This window comes from Paenibacillus sp. ClWae2A (assembly GCF_032452295.1).
In the GTDB taxonomy this organism is placed as follows: domain Bacteria; phylum Bacillota; class Bacilli; order Paenibacillales; family Paenibacillaceae; genus Paenibacillus.
Map to the genome: position 1 here is coordinate 62,736 of NZ_JAULSQ010000004.1, position 17,370 is coordinate 80,105.

The window sequence follows — 17,370 nt, forward strand, 5'->3', positions numbered from 1 at the left end:
TGTAACTAACAAGAATAGCCGGGAGCATCCCTAGGGATGCTCCCGGCTATTTGTCGTATCTCCAGAGGATTGACGCTGAGATATGAAGTATTTATTTACTGATCCTTAGAATCCTTCGCAGGTTCATCAGCGTCGTTGCTAGAGATCGACTTTACTTCTACCTTCGCGTCGTCGCTGTTAGCTTCCTCCAACGCAGACGGAGCGGGTTCACCCGGAATCAATTCGCGCTGCTCAATCATACGTTTCACAACCTCATAACAGTCATCCACATGTTTGTTACCCACATAGCGCATGGCTGTGAAGCTGAGTGCGGCAGCCAGTCCCTGTCCAGCAAATGGGACGAATTTGGCGACGGATTTGGTAGCTACGCGTACGCCAACTCTTTTCAGAACCTGTACCACCAATTCCTTGGTGATCATACGACCAATGACTTTGCTTCCGATGGACATGACGAATCCATAGATCATGGATTTGGTCTCGGGGTCCATGCCGTCCAGCTGTTTTTGTGATAATCCGAATTTATTGTTAATGGCAGGCAACAGCTGCATCAGCATCCCCACATCAGCCAGTACATCTGTACCGGGCAGCGGAACGAGTGTTGTACCGGCAGATGCGGTAGCTCTTTTGCGAACCATGGTACGGCATTCCTTGCGAACTTGCTCCAATTGTTCCAACGTTGCCGGAATCATAGGGAATCCCTCCATTCGTATATGGTATAGATATAACCGTTTTGACTCGATTTGAATGGGTTCTCACCAGCAAAATTTGCAGCCTTATGACATTAAGGTGCGGAGAAACCCTTTTTCTCATGCATACATCTGGTTAAACAAGGAAATGGTTTTATAAGATAAACGGGTCATCTAGCTATTACGAATGAATGAGGATTAGGATGCATACCTGATTGGGAAACCTATTCGGATTCATGATGAGTGCTTAGCGTAGGGCTTGTTTACGGCTTCAACCTTTGTGGGTAAAGGTTAACAAGCGTTGGAATGGAGGAAGAGGGATGGAGTTTAACAAAGCGTTGTTAATTCATCATCATCATTCGGGCAAGGCCAATCGTGAGCATACAGTGGGCCTTGTGGCTGGTGTGCTGGCTCCCGCTGTCCATGAACTCGTCATTGTGCGTACGGATGAACCTGGTGAAGGAGAGAAGTTGTGTCGTGAGCGCGGGGAACAATTCGATGTGGTGTTTATCCTGGGTGGGGATGGCACGGTGCATGAATGCGTGAATGGACTGGCTGATCTGCAACATCCTCCGTTGATTGGTACATTGCCTGGAGGCACGTGTAATGACTTTGCGCGTTCGCTCGGCATTTCACCGGATGCAGAGACTGCGGCACAAGAAATGCTGGCAGGTCGAGTGGTATCCATTGATGTTGGACAAGCCAATGATCGGGTGTTCACGAACTTTTTCGGTATTGGCTTAATCAGTGATGCTTCGCAGAATATTAACGAGAATCTGAAAGGCGCGCTGGGGAAGCTCAGTTATTTTATCAGCACCTTACAGACAATTAGTCATACAGAGCCGTTTCGATACCAACTGGAGGCGGATGGGAAAGAGATGGAAGGCGAAGCGGTGATGATCTATGCAGCCAATGGCCGTTTTCTGGGAACAAATGCATTGCCCTTTGCACCGGATGCGTTGCAGGATGGCGAACTGGACGTGCTCATTATTCATGAGACAGGCATTCCGCTGCTGCGAGAGATTCTGTCACACAAGCCAGAGGGGGAATGGCAACCTCAGAGTGAGAGTATTTCATACTTCAAGGCATCTACGTTAAAAGTGAAGACCGATGCGCCGATGTCAGCCGATACAGATGGCGAATTGTACATGAAGACACCCGCCGAGCTGTCGGTGCTGACGGGTCATCTGAATTTTCTAACCGGGGAGGGTTATTAGATCCCCCGGTTTTTTGGTTTGATTTTAGCTGATTGGAAACCTAAACATTCCCTGCCTGATCTTTCATATGACGTTGTCTAAACTCATCCTCCAGCATGCTCATCTGAATGGCATCATGGTATTGATGGTTGTAAAACAACACATCCCGCTTCACACCCTCGCGCTGGAATCCAAGCTTCTCATACGTGCGAATGGCTCGCTCGTTGAAGGCGTACACTTCAAGCTCGATTCGATGCAAATTACAGATGCCGAAGCCGTAGTTCAGCATAAGCAGCAAAGCCTCGCTACCGTAGCCTTTTCCTTGATGCTCCGCCTGACCAATGGCAACCCGAATATGTGCACTGCGATTCTTGGCATGCATGTCCATCAGGACGACATCTCCGATGATCTGGTCATTTTCCTGTAATGCAATAAGTAGCATGAGTCTGGTGTCATCTTGTGCAGCGCTCTCAACATAACGTTCAACCTGAGCGCGTGTGAAACTGTTCTGTGTTCCTGTCAGCCTACGCATCTCGGCGTCAAACAGGCCAGGGAAATAAGCTTCCACATCTGTAATCTCGAAAGGGCGCAGGTATATGCGCGACGTTTCTAGCAGACGGGGGATGCGTGGTGATGGTTTTGGTGGTGACATGGTTGTTTCCTCCTATAGGTTCAAGGCGGGACTTATCGAGATGGCCCTGCCTCTTAAAGTTGGCGTTACATATTGATGATGACATGAGTATATCTCAATACTGTATACTTCCAAATATACAGTTTTAATTAATTTTACAGGACAGATGAGGTGTACATGATGATTACATTACCGAAGTTGGATGAGAACGATAGTGCGCCAATCTATGTACAGCTCTCGGATCATATCAAAAGGGAAATCATTCACGGGGATTGGGCTGAACATAGCCGATTGCCTTCGGTGCGAAAGCTTGCCGAGATACTTGGGATAAGCACCACTCCGGTGGAATGGGCCTATCAGCAATTAATCGCCGAAGGATATATATACAGTCAGCCACGTCGGGGCTATCGGGTTCGTGCCATGGTGGATAGCTATGGTGCTATGCAGATTGGGCAAACAGATAAACAGACAGCCAGACACGCTACCCTGACCCGAACGACGTGGTCAGATCATCAGGCCATACGTCCTGCCCGAGCAGTTCAATATGATTTTCATATGTCACGCAATGATTTCAGCCTGTTTCCAATTGCCAAGTGGCACCAATATGTTAATCGAATCTGGCGGGAAGAAGCGAAGGAGCTATTGTTCTATGGAGACCCTCAGGGAGAATGGGGACTACGATGTGAGATTGCTGTCTATCTTGCGCAGTTCAGGGGAGTTAGTTGTTCTCCCGAGCAGATTGTTGTTGGTGCTGAACAGCATCTGCTAATGTCTCTATTAGCACAGACCCTTCTTCACAAAGGAGAATCAACGCATTCCATCGGTGTAGAGAATCCAGGATACCGACTGTTACCCGGCACATTCCGGAATTATGGCTATCAGGTTGTCCCGATATATCTGGACCCTGAGGGCATAAACTTGACGGAACTGGAACAGGCCGGGGTGAAATTGGCGGGTGTGTCGCCCTCTCACCAATTTCCACTAGGTATGACCATGCCGATTACTCGCAGATTAGCGTTGCTGGATTGGGCGGAACGAACAAAGGCATACATTATCGAGGATGATTACGATGGAGAGTTCCGGTATCATGGAAGACCAATCCCTTCCATGCAGGGGCTACGCGAGAGAAGTCGCGTAATTTATATGGGTGGTTTCTCGCAGGTGCTTGCACCTGCTCTTTGTATCCATTAAATGGTGCTTCCGAGAGAATTAATGGATGATTTTCGCGAAATGTATAAGACTATTCTATTCGAACAGTCAGCTTCACGGCTCCATCAACGGACATTGGAGATGTTCATGCGTGAAGGGGAACTGGGCAAACATATTCGTAAAATGCGTAATGTCTACAAACGAAAGCATGATCTGATCGTTCAGGCCATTCATCTGCATTTCGGGGATCGGGTTGAAATAAGGGGTCAACATTCTGGATTCCATCTGGTATTGCGAATGGCGACCAAACAGTCAGCTACAGATTTGGTAACCGCAGCGATAGAGGCAGGGATACAGATCAGTTCAACGGAATATTTGTGGGCAGACGGGAGCGAACCAGTAGATGGCAAAAGAGAGTTCATTATCGGTTTTGCCGGAATAGAACCGGAACGCATTGACCCGGGTATTGCCGCATTGGCTAGAGTCTGGGGCGATTATTAGTTCCGCCTAACAGCGCCATCCAGAAATAGCCCCACCAGTTCCCGTGCAAGTTCCTCGATGCTGCCGCCATTCATGTTGCGTACATCTTCGCGGTTCGCGAGCATGAGCAGTGACGTAAACGCATGGGCAAGTAGCATGGGGTTCCCGACACGCAAATAACCATTGTCCATCTCCTGCTGGAAGTGGGTTGCAAGCACTTCGAAGATGCGAACTTCGGCTTCCCAAATCTGGGCGAGTTGCTCTGTGTCCAGATGTTTCTCGGCTTCTCGCATCATGGTTTCCGTTTCAATATGGGAGTGCTGCATCTTCGCTTCAGCAACCTTAACCAGTCGTTCTTGCAATGAGCCGGGTTCTTCCAGACGGAGCGAAGTCTGCTGCATGCCCATCGCCATCATTCGGGTAATGGCAACGGTGAACAGATCGGCTTTGCTGGAGAAGTGATAATAGATCGATGCTTTGGTTACATTGCATAATGAAGCAATCTGCTGGAGAGAGACGGGCTCATACCCGTATTCCATAAACAATCGTGAAGCTGTCATCAATATGTTGGATTGCACAGATGCTTGATCCACACCTGTTTTGGGTCTACCCGGTGAACGGGGAATGTTTGTTTTTTTGCTCATAAGTACATACCTCTTTACGTATTTAATTGCTTGTTAGAAGTGTTCACAAAATTAGGCATTGCAAAATTAACCTTCCGGTATATATAATTAACTCGATTATACTATGACCCGTGGTTCATTACTACACCATCATATATATTAGGGCTTCATAGAAACAGAATAGGGAGATGAAGAGACAATGCAGGAAGGTTCGGGTTACGGCCGCTGGGTTGCCGGCAAACGAAGCAAATGGATTACGCTGTTGGTATGGATCATTATCGCCGTTGTGCTTGGCATGGTATGGCCTGCTGTAGGTGATCGTGAAACCAATAACGCACAGGATCTTAGTGAATCTAAACCATCGGTTCAGGCAGCTGCGCTTGCCGAGAAGGAATTCCCTGGCGGTGAAGGATTGCCCGCGCTGATCGTATGGCGTCAAGCTGGCGGTCTGACGGATGAGCAGATTCAGAACATTCAGGCATTAACGGAGCGACTGGATCAAGATCCGGTAGAGCAACAGCAGTCCGTTGTGCCACTCTATCAATTACCACCACAGGCATTGAAAGGCCAGCTTTCGGAAGACGGAAGTACTTTGGTTATGCCACTTTTCTTCAATGAAGGTGCCGATTCGGAACAATTGAAGGAAGCTATTGAAGCACTTGAGCAAAAAACACAAGACATCTTCGGGGCAAACCCGTTCGATGTAGCCATAGACGATGCCAATACACTGATTGCCCGTGTAACAGGGCCAGTAGGGATATCCATTGATGCGAGCGGACTATTCTCCTCCGCCGATGTATCCTTGCTGATTGCTACGGTTGTACTGGTATTAGTACTGCTGTTGTTGATCTATCGCTCGCCGGTACTGGCGATTATCCCGATCATTGCCGTTGGTTTCGCATATATGGTGACAAGCCCGATTCTGGGATTCATGGCGGATCAAGGCTGGATTACGGTGGATGCACAGTCGATCTCGATCATGACTGTATTGTTATTTGGAGCAGGAACGGATTACTGTCTGTTCATGATCTCCAGATACCGCCAAATTCTCTATCATGAGCCGGACAAAAAGAAAGCCATCTTCCAGGCAATTACCGGATCTTCCGGCGCCATTGCCATGAGTGGATTCACGGTCGTTGCAGCACTACTGGTGCTGTTGCTGGCTGAATATGGTGCATATCATCGCTTTGCCGTACCATTCAGTCTGTCCATCTTTATTATGTTTATTGCAAGTCTGACGCTGGTTCCGGCACTTCTCGCAATCTTCGGCCGGGGTTCATTCTACCCGTTCGTACCGCGTACCCATGAGATGGAAGTGGAGCGTGCGAAGAAAAAGGGTAAACCGGCTCCTGCCCCACGCAAAGTGAAGGAAAGCTGGATTGGCCGTGTTGTAGTAACAAAGCCATGGACCGTTCTTGCAATTACGTTGGTATTGCTGGGAGGACTGGCGGCATTCTCTACTCAGGTTAAATTCACGTATGATCTGTTGTCTTCCTTCCCGGAAGATGTGCCTTCCCGTGAAGGCTTTACAGTCATCGGCGAGCAGTTCTCCCAAGGGGAACTGGCTCCAGTGAAAGTGATCGTTGATGCCGAAGGCAAAGAAACCGATCTGAAGCAGCGTCTCGAATCGCTGGATTACATTAGCAAGGTTGGTGACGCTCAGCAGGGTGCCGAAAATGCCAACATTACCGCCTATGACGTGGAATTCAATCTGAATCCATATTCCATGGAGGCGATGCAGCATATTCCGGATCTGCGGGCTACTGCGGAACAGGCGCTTCAAGCTGCTGGAGTAACCAATGTGGACGGTCAGGTCTGGATCGATGGTCAGACGGCTGAACAGTATGACATTGAAGTCACCGGAGAACGGGATGCCAAGATCATTATTCCGGTCGTGATCGGTATGATTACATTGCTACTGTTGTTGTACTTGCGTTCAGTTGTAGCCACGGCGTACCTGATTGCAACGGTTGTTCTGTCATATTTCTCTGCACTGGGTCTGGGTTGGATTATTATTCACTACGGTCTTGGCGCAGATGCCATTCAGGGAGCGATTCCGCTGTACTCTTTCGTATTCCTTGTGGCACTGGGTGAAGACTACAACATCTTTATGATCTCAAGCATCTGGCAGAAACGCAAAACGATGCCGCTCCGTCAAGCTATCAAAGAAGGCGTTGGCGAGACAAGTTCCGTGATTACCTCTGCGGGTCTGATTCTGGCAGGAACATTTGCAGTACTTGCAACCTTGCCTATTCAGGTATTGGTGCAATTCGGGATTATTACGGCTGTGGGTGTCATGCTGGATACCTTCCTGGTTCGTCCGTTCATGGTGCCGGCAATCACAACATTGCTGGGCAAATGGGCTTTCTGGCCAGGCAAGTATGTTCCGATTGCAGAGAAGAATGAGGAGAAACAGACCCAGTCCATGTAATGCATGGATTGGTGAGATGGACAGCGGTGCTTCAAGCCTGCTGTCCATTTCTTTATTTTCCTAACGATAATGACCTTAACCAGTTGTCCTCCTGAGATGGAATGGTGGAACTGTAAAATATCCGCAGGATGAGGTGTGATCCTTAGTTTCTTTGCATGGGGAAGGTTTACGTAGCCAAGTGTTTTGGGACATAATAGAGGAAGCGTCGGCCTTGGGCAGACGGAAGAATTAACAACAATGGGATAACCAGGGGAAGGATGAAAGCAAGCATGACGAACCAACTTAATGTGTATTTCAACCATGACGGCGGCGTAGATGATCTCGTATCGCTGTTCATGCTTCTGCAAATGGACAATGTACATGTAACCGGCGTATCGGTTATTCCGGCAGACGGATATCTGGAGCCAGCAACAGATGCCAGCCGTAAAATTATCGATCGTTTCGGTACATATTCCGTAGAGGTATCCAAATCCAACTCCAGAGGGAAAAATCCATTTCCTCCAGCGTGGAGACTGCATTCCTTCTATGTAGATGCACTTCCTGTACTGAACGAATCCGGTAAAATGGAAGCACCACTCTCTGCCGTTCCGGCACACCAGCATCTGATCGAGAAAGTGCGCAATACCGAAGGTAAAACGTTGCTCCTGTTCACAGGCCCACTGACTGACCTTGCGCGTGCACTGGACGAAGCACCAGACATTGAAGAGAAAATCGACAAACTGGTATGGATGGGTGGCACATTCGAGCGTGGTAACGTTGAAGAACCTGAGCATGATGGTACAGCAGAGTGGAACGTATTCTGGGACCCGGAAGCGGCTTACCGTGTATGGCAGAGCGGCATCCAGATTGATCTGGTTGCACTGGAAAGCACGAACAAAGTACCTCTGACTCCAGCCGTTCGTAACCGCTGGGCAGCAGAACGCCGCTTCGAAGGCGTTGATTTCCTAGGGAACTGTTACGCAGGTTGTCCACCACTGGTGTACAGTGAGACAAATTCCACATACTATCTGTGGGATGTGCTGACAACGGCTTCCGTTGGACGCGAGGACATCGTGAAGAAGAAAACCGTAAACTGTATTGTCATCCCGGATGGTCCTAGCCAGGGCCGCACGGTGGAGCAAGCAGACGGACGTCCAGTACAACTGGTGTATGATACCGATCCGGAAGCGTTCTTTACGTACATGACGGACTTGGGTAAAAAAGCTGCTCCGCAGCGCTACTAATTGAGGCAGCCTCAGGGCTTGCCATCCTTAAAGGTACAACAAAAATAAAGCCGCAGGCAGTGGTCTGGGTATGGGGTTGAACCCCATGATCCCTCCCTGCCGTGCGGCTTTTTGTTTTGGGCTGATCTGCAATCTAAGCTACCCGCTATATTTTAAATCGACTAATCAATCCGTTCAGCTCACTGGACAGTACCCGGAGAGATTCGGCGGATGCACTCATCTCATCCATGGATTGCAGTTGGCTTCCGGTAGCATGCGACACCTGTTGGATACTTGAAGAGGATTCGCGTGAGATATGTTCCATATCCTCCACAGAAGCGGACACTTCTTCTGCACTGGCAGACAGCTGCTCGGATGCTGCGGATACTTCGTGCAGACGTTCATTGATCGTCTCAATCCCGGTATGAATGGATGTGAACGAACGGCCTGCCTCCTGAACAACAGCAAGACCGGACTGGACTGCTGATGTGCTGGCTGACATATGTTCGGACAACAGGGCAGTCTGGCGTGTCATCTCGGCGATCAGTTCTGTTACATATTGGGACGATTGCTCTGATTCCCCCGCAAGTTTACGAACCTCTGAGGCAACTACCGCAAACCCGCTGCCATACTCTCCTGCACGAGCCGCTTCAATACTTGCATTAAGTGCGAGCAGATTGGTCTGTGAAGCGATGCCTTTCATCAGGTGTGCCACCGACTCAATTTTACCTGAGTACTGCTCCAGCTGAGATGTGGAGGCAACCATCTGCACATTCGCCTGATGAATTTTGTCCATGCTGTCAATCGCCGTGTTGATGTTGGCTTGACCTTGCACTGCGTTATTGGTTGTTTCCTGTGAGACATCCGCGACCATAGAAGAAGAATTTGCAATGTGCTGCATGCTGCGCGTAATCTCTTCCATGGCTACGGTAACTTCGCCTGCACGTGCCACCTGTTCGGTAGCTCCACTGGCCGTATGATTGGTATGTTCGGCAATACGCTGACTGGCTTCCGCAGTCGCCTGCGAATGTTTCGATACACCTTCTGCAGCTTGCAGCAGAGAATCGGAGCTTTGACGGATGCCCGTCATGACATCACGGGTACCTGTAACCAGATGTTTGAACTCGGAAGCGAGTTGTCCCACCTCATCCTTGCGGCTAAGTTCAACGTTAACGGTCAGGTCGCCTTTTCCCACCTGGGTAATTAACTTCTTCAACTTCACCAATGGTCGGGTCAAGTAATGGGCGAATCCATACACCAGCAAGACACTAAGCAGTACAATAGCCAAGGCTGTCCAGATCATGGTCATACGGTTGCGAGACATCAGTTCATAGACCGCAGTGGAGTCCAGATCCGCACCGACCAGCCCCAGTACTTTTCCGTCATCTCCATGGATCGGCACATACGCAGTAATGGTAGCGCCATATTCATCCTGTGTGAGTTCACCCCGAATAGGCTCATTCTGTTCAAAAGCTTGCAGCATTCCTTCATAATGGGTCTCTTCTGGGGAGCCGTAAGGGGAGAAGTCATCCTCTGCCACATCGGCAGCTGCCCCATCCACAACATAGAAGTATGCATTTGTTCCATTTTCTTCGCGTGTACCAAGTGTATACAGATATTTGAGCCCATTGGCCTCGCGCAGTTGACTGAGCTGCTCACGCAATGTACCGTAATACGCTGTCTCGTCCTGTCCGGTACTGAGTGGTGCATACAGAGAGGTGTCAATTAATGCAGCTGCCCGTTCAGCTACAGCCTGTGCCTGCATCCCCATCGATTGTTCGACTAACTGGGCAGATGAACGGTACATGGTAATGCCAAGAACCGCACCCGCGGCTAGCATCAGACAGGAAAAAAATAAAAAGATCCTCATAAACAAACTGTTCATTGGTAAAAGTGTTCCCCCTTGATCTGTTGAATCAATCGTCTCTTTGTCTCTTTACTTGGTGCTCGTCGTTCTTCTTTGGTTCGGTATGTATTGTATATCAAATATACAGTTTTCTACTTGAAATATCGGCATCTGGTCGATAAAGAATTAGCCCCCGAGTCAATTTGATCCGGGAGCTAATTCCGTTTCAATCCGATACTGACCATGCCTATCATTGGAAAAAACCTCATTGTTACAACTTAGAGGGGCTTAACATGACTGAGTGATTACCTCATTACATTGTTCCGCCGCCCTGGCGAACAGAGGCAGGAATCTTTTCAGGTCCCTGATTAATATATTTATTGATAAAAGTACCCACCTTGGCATCGTCGAATTGGTCGAGCTTCATCGTTTTGGTCCATGCGGTCACCACGACTTCACTGCCTTCGGGAATATCCTTATTGGGTACGGCGAGTATACCTGCCCCGGCTTCGCGGAATTTAGCAAGGTATTTCAGATGCTCCTTCAATTCATCGCTTGCGTTTTCACGATAATAGATGATGATGTCCCCATGCTCCAGATTGTGTACCAGGTAATTATAACCCGGGAAGTTGGTGTAAAATCCAAACTTAATATCATGCGGATTATGCGGCCCTGAAGTCGGGATCTTCATCTCATACTGAATAGGGTCCTCCGTATGGTCAGCTCCATAATATTTATCGTCAGTCACGTCGATTGTCGCGTTGGATTCCAGATCAGCCACATTATATGTTTTACCTGTCCCTTGCATGAAGAACAAGCCAAACGTAACAATCGACACAGCCATCATTATATGTGCAGCCAGCCGAAGGGATCGACTTTTTTTCTGGATGTCCGCCCGTTCTTTCTTTTTCATGTGGCCCAGGATTTTGCCCTGTGTGCGTGATGCCCAGATATAGGCGGCGATGGAAAACAGCAACACGATCATACCTACGATGAGCCACAGGTAGGATGTGCCAGCCTCGTGATCCATTTGCATATGATCCATATGAGTCATGTCCATTGAGAGTTCCTCTGCTTTCTTTGTAAAATGAGTAATTAAAACACTACACAATGTAGTGTTATTGGCAATGGTAATCCACTCAATACGTAACGGGAGTTGCTAGATTCGGGTGTGTTACGTAAATAAGAACATACCTGTTGCACTACACATTATAGTGTATGATACATGCTCGGCGCAACGCCGCCATAGAAAACCTAAAAAAGGCCTTCCTGGCATGAGCAAGGAAGGCCTTAATATAAATCCAAAGAGTCAGGAAAATTAATATTTATTGGAATAACCATTTACACGAAACGTAGAGGACAGAAAGAACCTGAAGAAGCGGAAGCGTTCGCCTTTATCTCCAGATTTTCACCTTTGTAAAAGTGAATAAAAAAATCTGGAGATAACAGCGATCGGAAGGTTGTTCTGTCATCGAAGTAACGAGTGTGAACAGCTTTATTCCAACTGAACTATTTTAAAGACGACCAAACGGGGAAAGCATCAGGCTGATCAGTCCAACAATAATCTCACCCAGCGATTGATACAGAATAAAGAACACGACCGCATTGGCGATCAGCACACTGTACATGCTGTCGATGGCTGCTTTGGTGCGATTCAGTGGATATTGGAACAGCACCGAGTTCAGAGCGACAAAGACAATGATATACGAGACAGCGAGCAATGAGATTGCGATAGAATACGAGATGATAATAAACAAATTCGCCAGAACAAGGGATACGACAGCAGGAACAAGCAATGTACCGAACTGGGCAACCAGTGTTTTGGGACGGAAGGTTATTTTTTCAATCTTCAGAATAGCGTACATCAGTGCAATAGAGGCAATCAGGATAATGACGGTGAACAATAGCGGCCTTAAAAATCCACCAATGAACAAGCCGTCCATGCCTATGCGACTAAAGGTAATTAAGAAGTATGTAGAAGATAGAACTGCAATCAGTGCCATCGTTAGCCATCCGTTTAGTGAATGCTGGTCGCCAACGGTTTTCATCGTCTGATAAGGACGGGCCAATACACTGAGGAAATAGGATAGATACTGTTTACTTACTTCTTTGGCTTGCTGAACTTTCTCATTCTGCACGATATTATTCCACTGATTGGAGCTATTGTCTCCTGCAGAAGCATGGTCAGTGGTGCCTGTTGATTCTCTTGTCTGTTCCTTGTGAATAGATACGGATGGTGTGTTGGATGGAGCGGATGCCTGGGAAGATGTAGCCTGGGTGCTGGACCAACGGGTATATTCGGGTTCGGAAGCAGCAGATTCCGGGTTTGGTACAGGAGTGGGTGAAGAGGTGGTTTGCGTTAGATTAGAGCCGCACCTCTCGCAAAAATGAGCATCTCCATTTTCATGATTACATACTGGACATTTCATGGGTTAAGCCTCCAATTTCTAGAAAATAAAAACATGTCAACATTGTGTCTCATTTTAACGGTTAATGACGAAGTTTGTCTATGTTTCGCAGGAATTAATACCCCAAATACACGACGTGAAATCAGGGATAAGCCTATCTCTTATTTTCATATTGACATAAGGATAACGCGGACTTATGATGTCATTACCGAAATTGATAATCATTATCAATAAGAGAACGTTTATCAAGAGATTGTACGTCGTGGCATTTGTGCACAAAAGGTTGACCTAATCTGCATATTTAATAGGGAGTGTATCATGTTGAAAAAAATATTGGCATTGCCAGCTGTTGTGCTGGCTACTTCGGTTTTACTCGCCGCTTGCGGCAATAATGAGGCTGCTTCAGACCAATCTTCAGAGACACCGGCCGTTGTTACTGAAAGCCAAACATCTGCGGATAGTGGAAATACAGCAGGTCAGGATGCAACGGCAGGCGATTATACCACAGCTGTTGACGGCTATCGCACGTTTGCTATACAACAGATCGATGAATTTGTGAAGGAAACGGAAAAGTTCACCGATGCAGTAAAAGCCGGAGACTTGGACACCGCAAAATCATTATATGCTCCAGCTCGTATGTACTATGAACGAATTGAACCGGTAGCCGAGGCGCTGGGTGATCTGGACCCGAATATTGATGCGCGTGACGGAGACGTTGAAGCGGCCGACTGGCGAGGATTCCACCGAATTGAGAAAGCATTGTGGGAAGATAACACCACTGAAGGCATGACAGAATATGCGGATACACTGCTGAGTGACGCGAAGCTGCTGCGGGCCAAGGTCGAGACGATGGACATTGATGCCAGCCTGATGGTGACGGGTGCGGTGGAATTGTTGAACGAAGTATCCTCCAGCAAGGTGACGGGGGAAGAGGAACGTTACTCGCATACGGATCTGTATGATTTTGCAGCGAATGTGGAAGGTGCACGCGAGATCTATAATCTGCTCAAGGATGATTTGGCTGCCAAAGACAAGGACCTGAACCAGCAGATTGCAGACCGATTTGATGCGCTGGAGAAAGAACTCGCGCCATTCAAGGATGGAGACGGATACGTTTCCTATGAGAAGCTGAAGGATGAGGACGTACGTAAACTGAGTCAGAATCTGGATGCGCTTGCGGAGCCACTGTCGAACATGGGACAGGTACTGGGAGTGTAGAACGATGACCGACAAGAAGGAAGATTCGCTAAAAAAGCCGTTGTCACGGCGTGAAATGCTGAAGCTGACCGGCGTAGCCGGTCTCGGTCTGCTTATAGGCGGGGGCGGAGCCAGCGGCCTGATGGCGCTGGGTCGCAAGAGTCTCCCGGCATCTGCTGTGGAGCAAGCCTCGCCGAATGAGAAGGGCTTGCCCTTCTATGGTAAGCATCAGGCGGGCATTATCACCCCGGCTCAGGATTTCATCTGCTTCGCCGCCTTTGATGTGACCGCGGGCAACGTGGAGGAGTTGCGCCGCCTGTTCCAGAATTGGACAGCGGCTTCCGCCGCCATGGCTGCCGGACAGATGATCGGCGAACATAATACCACGCTGAATACGCCGCCCACCGATACGGGCGAAGCGGCAGGCCTGACACCGTCACGTACCACGTTGACGTTCGGTGTGGGGCCCTCTTTGTTTGACGGGCGCTTCGGATTGAAGGGCCCGAAGCCCCGGGGGCTGCGTGATCTTCCGGCTTTTGCCGGTGATGCGCTGGACCCGCAGTGGTGTGGTGGCGACCTCTGCGTACAAGTCTGCGCAGACGATATGCAGGTCGCCTTCCATGCCATCCGCAACCTCGCGCGTATTGCGCGAGGGCATGCGGTATTGCGCTGGACCCAGGAGGGCTTCCAGCGCACGGGCCGAGCCGACCCTGCGGGTGGAACACCGCGCAATTTGCTCGGCTTCAAAGATGGCACCGGCAATCCCGATACCTCGGATGCGGTGCTCATGGACCAGACCGTCTGGGCACAGCCAGCGGATGGTCCGGGGTGGATGGCCGGCGGCAGTTATATGGCCGTCCGCCGGGTTCGCATGCGTGTGGAGGTCTGGGACCGCTCCACACTGAAGGACCAGGAGGCGACCTTCGGACGCCACCGGGATAGTGGAGCGCCGCTGGGCAGCCGTGGAGAGTTTGATCCGGTGGATCTGCAGGCGAAGTCGTCCGGCGGACAACCCATCATTCCGGCAACCTCGCATCTACGTCTTGCCAAAGGAGATGGCAGTCAGCAGATTCTGCGCCGCTCTTACTCCTATTCAAGTGGATTGGATGCCAAAACAGGGCAGCTGGATGCAGGGTTGCTATTTATCAGTTACCAACGGGATATGGACAAGCAGTTTATTCCGATTCAGGAACGACTCGCGAAGAATGACAAACTGAACGAATATACGGTGCATGTCGGCAGTGCGGTGTTTGCCTGTTTCCCAGGATGCTCGGAGGGAAGATATATTGGGGACACGCTGTTCTGATGGAGCAGCAGGATCAGGTTAGGTTCCAATCATGAGGAGGAGCGAAAATAAGATGAACATGGGAATCGCACACAAGCAATCGCTAATCAGGAAACGTACAAGAAGAGGATTGCTGCGTATACCATTGACTATGCTCATATGCCTGATGATCACATCCGGGGTGACAGGCTATGTGCCTGACAGTAATGTCGCCTATGCTGCCAGCTCATCTTCCAAGGCAGAGCTTGCTGTGGAAGATCTACTGGATTCCCTGCTTCCGCCTGTGGGAAGTGCGCTGGTGGAAGCTGGTCAAGGCAAGCTTACGGAAGCGATTCGGGATGTAGGCGAATTCCAAGAGTTATGGAAGCAGGCAGGTACACTGCGACCGGAACAAAACGCAGATCAGGTAAGCGGCTTGGCGGTTACCGTAGACAATACCTTGGCGAAGGCCCAAGAGTCTTTGCAAAACAAAGATACGGATACAGCTAAACAGGCGCTTGCGGACCTGGCTCGTGCAACCAATCAATATATTGAGGCATTTCAGGGTACGGAAGAGAGCAGTGATGCAGGTCGGAAAGCGGCTGAAGGACTGTTGCCTGATGCTCGTAACAGTCTAAGCGCAATGGAACAGGGCGACTGGACTCAGGCCGAGACCGCCTACAAACGAATCGTTACCGCTTGGAAGGGTACAGAAACTCCGATTCGTCAGGATCATTTTGGCGTATACAGCCAATTGGAGAAAGAGATCAGCTTAATTCGTGTTGCGATGCAGGCCGAGCCCCGCAAGGAAGCAAAAGCAACCGAGCAGATGCAGAATCTGGTCACGTTGCTGACAGATTACAGTGCCGGAACGCTCAAGGAAGGTGAAGTTGAAGACACCACAGCCGATTCGGGCGTGTCCTCACTGGCCGATCTGCTGAAATTGCTAGAACAAGTCCAGCAGCAGATTGAGGCGGGAGACACGACTGCGGCTGCTACGGGGCTGGAGCAGTTTATCGTCACTTGGCCATCGGTGGAAGGGCAGGTGCAGATCTCTTCTCCCGCTTCATATAAAGCGATTGAGAACGAGATGACGGAAGCTTCTGGATATCTCGTGTCGAATCCACCAAACACAGCGAAGGCAACCGAGGTGGTCTCTCGCATGATAGACCGACTGGAGCCATTAACCGCCGCGACCTCTTATACGGCATGGGATGCGGCGTTGATCCTGCTCCGCGAAGGTCTAGAAGCCATTCTGGTGTTGGCAGCTTTGCTGGCTTATGCCAAGAAAAGTGGGCAGTCCGCTGCCCGCCGCTGGATCTGGGCTGGAGCAGGTAGTGGTCTCGTGCTCAGTGCTGTAATGGCAGTTGTTCTCACACTCGTTCTGGCTGCGGCAACTTCAGGCAGTACTCGCGAAATGATTGAAGGGTTTACTGGCCTGGCAGCAGTGGTTCTAATGTTGACCGTAGGGCACTGGATGCACAGTAAATCCAACGTACGATCCTGGAATAGCTATGTGCAACAACAGGTAGGTGGTGCGCTGGCACGCGGAAGTTTATGGTCTCTTTTTGCCGTAGCAGGACTTGCCATATTGCGAGAGGGCGCGAAGACTGCCATATTTTATATCGGGATGGCACCTGCAATAGAGCTGTCACAGTTACTGATTGGGATTGGCGCAGCATTATTAATCCTGATTATTCTGGCGATAGCCATCATTCAGTTCAGTGTGCGTCTGCCTGTACGCTGGTTTTTCCTGACGGCTACGTTGATGATCTATTATCTGGTATTTCGTTTTCTTGGGGAGAGTATACACGCTCTTCAAGTATCGGCAACGATTGGCGCACATGTTGCTCCTGAATTGCCTACACTTAGCTGGCTTGGTATGTATCCAACCTGGGAAACGTTTATCCCGCAGATGTTGGTGCTGATTTTTATGATCTTCAGCTTGATTCGCACGGAAAAACGTTCAGCAAGAGGTGCCTCGAAAGTCTCTGCCTGAACAACACGCTAGAATTTCAGACATACTATGATGATATTCAACCGTATCTGATCTCTTTGGAAGGGAGAGGAAGATGCGGTTTTTTTCCATCGATTAGATCCTGACGAATATGATGAATGCGCGGATAGAAGCCTGGGCTTTAGGATATAATTTCAACTGTAGTATGCTTCTGTACACGTTTATGTAAACATATGAAAAAACGATAAGATCATGGCAATGTTCGCTTCTGTGTGTGATTTACATGTTAAGTATATCTTT

General features: G+C 49.2%; 14 protein-coding genes. 8 read left to right on the forward strand and 6 right to left on the reverse strand.

Annotated features, from left to right (window positions below; translation table 11 throughout):
* Positions 1-95 precede the first annotated feature (95 nt).
* Positions 96-689 carry a hypothetical protein gene (locus QVE09_RS15010; RefSeq protein ID WP_315937431.1) on the reverse strand — a complete coding sequence of 198 codons (594 nt, stop codon included), beginning with the start codon at positions 687-689 and terminating at the stop codon, positions 96-98.
* 317 nt (positions 690-1,006) lie between these two features.
* Between QVE09_RS15010 and QVE09_RS15015 the strand changes: the two genes are divergently transcribed.
* Positions 1,007-1,903, forward strand: coding sequence for a diacylglycerol/lipid kinase family protein (locus tag QVE09_RS15015; protein WP_315937432.1), 897 nt, complete (start codon positions 1,007-1,009; stop codon positions 1,901-1,903).
* 40 nt (positions 1,904-1,943) lie between these two features.
* On the opposite strand, the gene QVE09_RS15020 is transcribed toward QVE09_RS15015, so the two are convergent.
* Positions 1,944-2,534, reverse strand: coding sequence for a GNAT family N-acetyltransferase (locus QVE09_RS15020; RefSeq protein WP_315937433.1), 591 nt, complete (start codon positions 2,532-2,534; stop codon positions 1,944-1,946).
* A 156-nt stretch (positions 2,535-2,690) separates the two neighbouring features.
* Between QVE09_RS15020 and pdxR the strand changes: the two genes are divergently transcribed.
* Together pdxR and QVE09_RS15030 are read left to right on the forward strand one after the other, a co-directional pair.
* Positions 2,691-3,704, forward strand: coding sequence for a MocR-like pyridoxine biosynthesis transcription factor PdxR (gene pdxR / locus QVE09_RS15025; RefSeq protein ID WP_315937434.1), 1,014 nt, complete (start codon positions 2,691-2,693; stop codon positions 3,702-3,704).
* Between the two features lie 39 nt (positions 3,705-3,743).
* Positions 3,744-4,163, forward strand: coding sequence for an aminotransferase-like domain-containing protein (locus QVE09_RS15030; RefSeq protein ID WP_315937435.1), 420 nt, complete (start codon positions 3,744-3,746; stop codon positions 4,161-4,163).
* Here the strand turns inward: QVE09_RS15030 and QVE09_RS15035 are convergent.
* Positions 4,160-4,786, reverse strand: a complete 627-nt coding sequence (locus QVE09_RS15035; protein ID WP_315937436.1) for a TetR/AcrR family transcriptional regulator — start codon at positions 4,784-4,786, stop codon at positions 4,160-4,162. The two genes, QVE09_RS15030 and QVE09_RS15035, sit on opposite strands and share 4 nt — an antisense overlap.
* 178 nt (positions 4,787-4,964) lie before the next feature.
* Between QVE09_RS15035 and QVE09_RS15040 the strand changes: the two genes are divergently transcribed.
* Both QVE09_RS15040 and QVE09_RS15045 read left to right on the forward strand, forming a co-directional pair.
* Positions 4,965-7,196 carry an MMPL family transporter gene (locus tag QVE09_RS15040; protein ID WP_315937437.1) on the forward strand — a complete coding sequence of 744 codons (2,232 nt, stop codon included), beginning with the start codon at positions 4,965-4,967 and terminating at the stop codon, positions 7,194-7,196.
* Positions 7,197-7,465: 269 nt separating this feature from the next.
* Positions 7,466-8,419, forward strand: a complete 954-nt coding sequence (locus QVE09_RS15045; protein WP_315937438.1) for a nucleoside hydrolase — start codon at positions 7,466-7,468, stop codon at positions 8,417-8,419.
* Positions 8,420-8,564: 145 nt separating this feature from the next.
* On the opposite strand, the gene QVE09_RS15050 is transcribed toward QVE09_RS15045, so the two are convergent.
* The 3 genes from QVE09_RS15050 to QVE09_RS15060 all read right to left on the reverse strand — a co-directional run bounded on the left by QVE09_RS15050 (position 8,565) and on the right by QVE09_RS15060 (position 12,673).
* The gene (locus QVE09_RS15050) at positions 8,565-10,283 is read right to left on the reverse strand and encodes a methyl-accepting chemotaxis protein (RefSeq protein ID WP_315937439.1); all 1,719 of its coding nucleotides are present in this window, start codon (positions 10,281-10,283) and stop codon (positions 8,565-8,567) included.
* 274 nt (positions 10,284-10,557) lie between these two features.
* On the reverse strand, positions 10,558-11,304 hold the full coding sequence (locus QVE09_RS15055; protein ID WP_315937440.1) for a DUF3105 domain-containing protein: 747 nt from the start codon (positions 11,302-11,304) through the stop codon (positions 10,558-10,560).
* Between the two features lie 454 nt (positions 11,305-11,758).
* Complete coding sequence (locus QVE09_RS15060; RefSeq protein WP_315937441.1) at positions 11,759-12,673, reverse strand: hypothetical protein; 915 nt, start codon at positions 12,671-12,673, stop codon at positions 11,759-11,761.
* A gap of 297 nt (positions 12,674-12,970) precedes the next feature.
* Here QVE09_RS15060 and efeO point away from each other — a divergent pair, with 297 nt between their 5' ends.
* From efeO to QVE09_RS15075, 3 genes are read left to right on the forward strand one after another with little or no spacing between them, the layout of a single operon-like run.
* On the forward strand, positions 12,971-13,870 hold the full coding sequence (gene efeO / locus QVE09_RS15065; RefSeq protein WP_397387046.1) for an iron uptake system protein EfeO: 900 nt from the start codon (positions 12,971-12,973) through the stop codon (positions 13,868-13,870).
* A gap of 4 nt (positions 13,871-13,874) precedes the next feature.
* Entirely contained in the window at positions 13,875-15,155 is a 1,281-nt protein-coding gene (gene efeB, locus QVE09_RS15070; RefSeq protein ID WP_315937442.1) for an iron uptake transporter deferrochelatase/peroxidase subunit, read from the forward strand.
* 52 nt (positions 15,156-15,207) lie between these two features.
* Entirely contained in the window at positions 15,208-17,112 is a 1,905-nt protein-coding gene (locus QVE09_RS15075) for an FTR1 family iron permease (protein ID WP_315937443.1), read from the forward strand.
* The last annotated feature ends 258 nt before the right edge of the window (positions 17,113-17,370 follow it).

Coding starts and splice junctions, on each gene's coding strand:
- QVE09_RS15010 (WP_315937431.1), bottom strand. CDS start 689: ATGATTCCGGCAACGTTGGAACAATTGGAGCAAGTTCGCAAGGAATGC.
- QVE09_RS15035 (WP_315937436.1), bottom strand. CDS start 4,786: ATGAGCAAAAAAACAAACATTCCCCGTTCACCGGGTAGACCCAAAACA.
- efeO (WP_397387046.1), top strand. CDS start 12,971: ATGTTGAAAAAAATATTGGCATTGCCAGCTGTTGTGCTGGCTACTTCG.
- QVE09_RS15030 (WP_315937435.1), top strand. CDS start 3,744: ATGTATAAGACTATTCTATTCGAACAGTCAGCTTCACGGCTCCATCAA.
- QVE09_RS15050 (WP_315937439.1), bottom strand. CDS start 10,283: ATGAACAGTTTGTTTATGAGGATCTTTTTATTTTTTTCCTGTCTGATG.
- QVE09_RS15020 (WP_315937433.1), bottom strand. CDS start 2,534: ATGTCACCACCAAAACCATCACCACGCATCCCCCGTCTGCTAGAAACG.
- pdxR (WP_315937434.1), top strand. CDS start 2,691: ATGATGATTACATTACCGAAGTTGGATGAGAACGATAGTGCGCCAATC.
- efeB (WP_315937442.1), top strand. CDS start 13,875: ATGACCGACAAGAAGGAAGATTCGCTAAAAAAGCCGTTGTCACGGCGT.
- QVE09_RS15060 (WP_315937441.1), bottom strand. CDS start 12,673: ATGAAATGTCCAGTATGTAATCATGAAAATGGAGATGCTCATTTTTGC.
- QVE09_RS15015 (WP_315937432.1), top strand. CDS start 1,007: ATGGAGTTTAACAAAGCGTTGTTAATTCATCATCATCATTCGGGCAAG.
- QVE09_RS15045 (WP_315937438.1), top strand. CDS start 7,466: ATGACGAACCAACTTAATGTGTATTTCAACCATGACGGCGGCGTAGAT.
- QVE09_RS15055 (WP_315937440.1), bottom strand. CDS start 11,304: ATGGACATGACTCATATGGATCATATGCAAATGGATCACGAGGCTGGC.
- QVE09_RS15075 (WP_315937443.1), top strand. CDS start 15,208: ATGAACATGGGAATCGCACACAAGCAATCGCTAATCAGGAAACGTACA.
- QVE09_RS15040 (WP_315937437.1), top strand. CDS start 4,965: ATGCAGGAAGGTTCGGGTTACGGCCGCTGGGTTGCCGGCAAACGAAGC.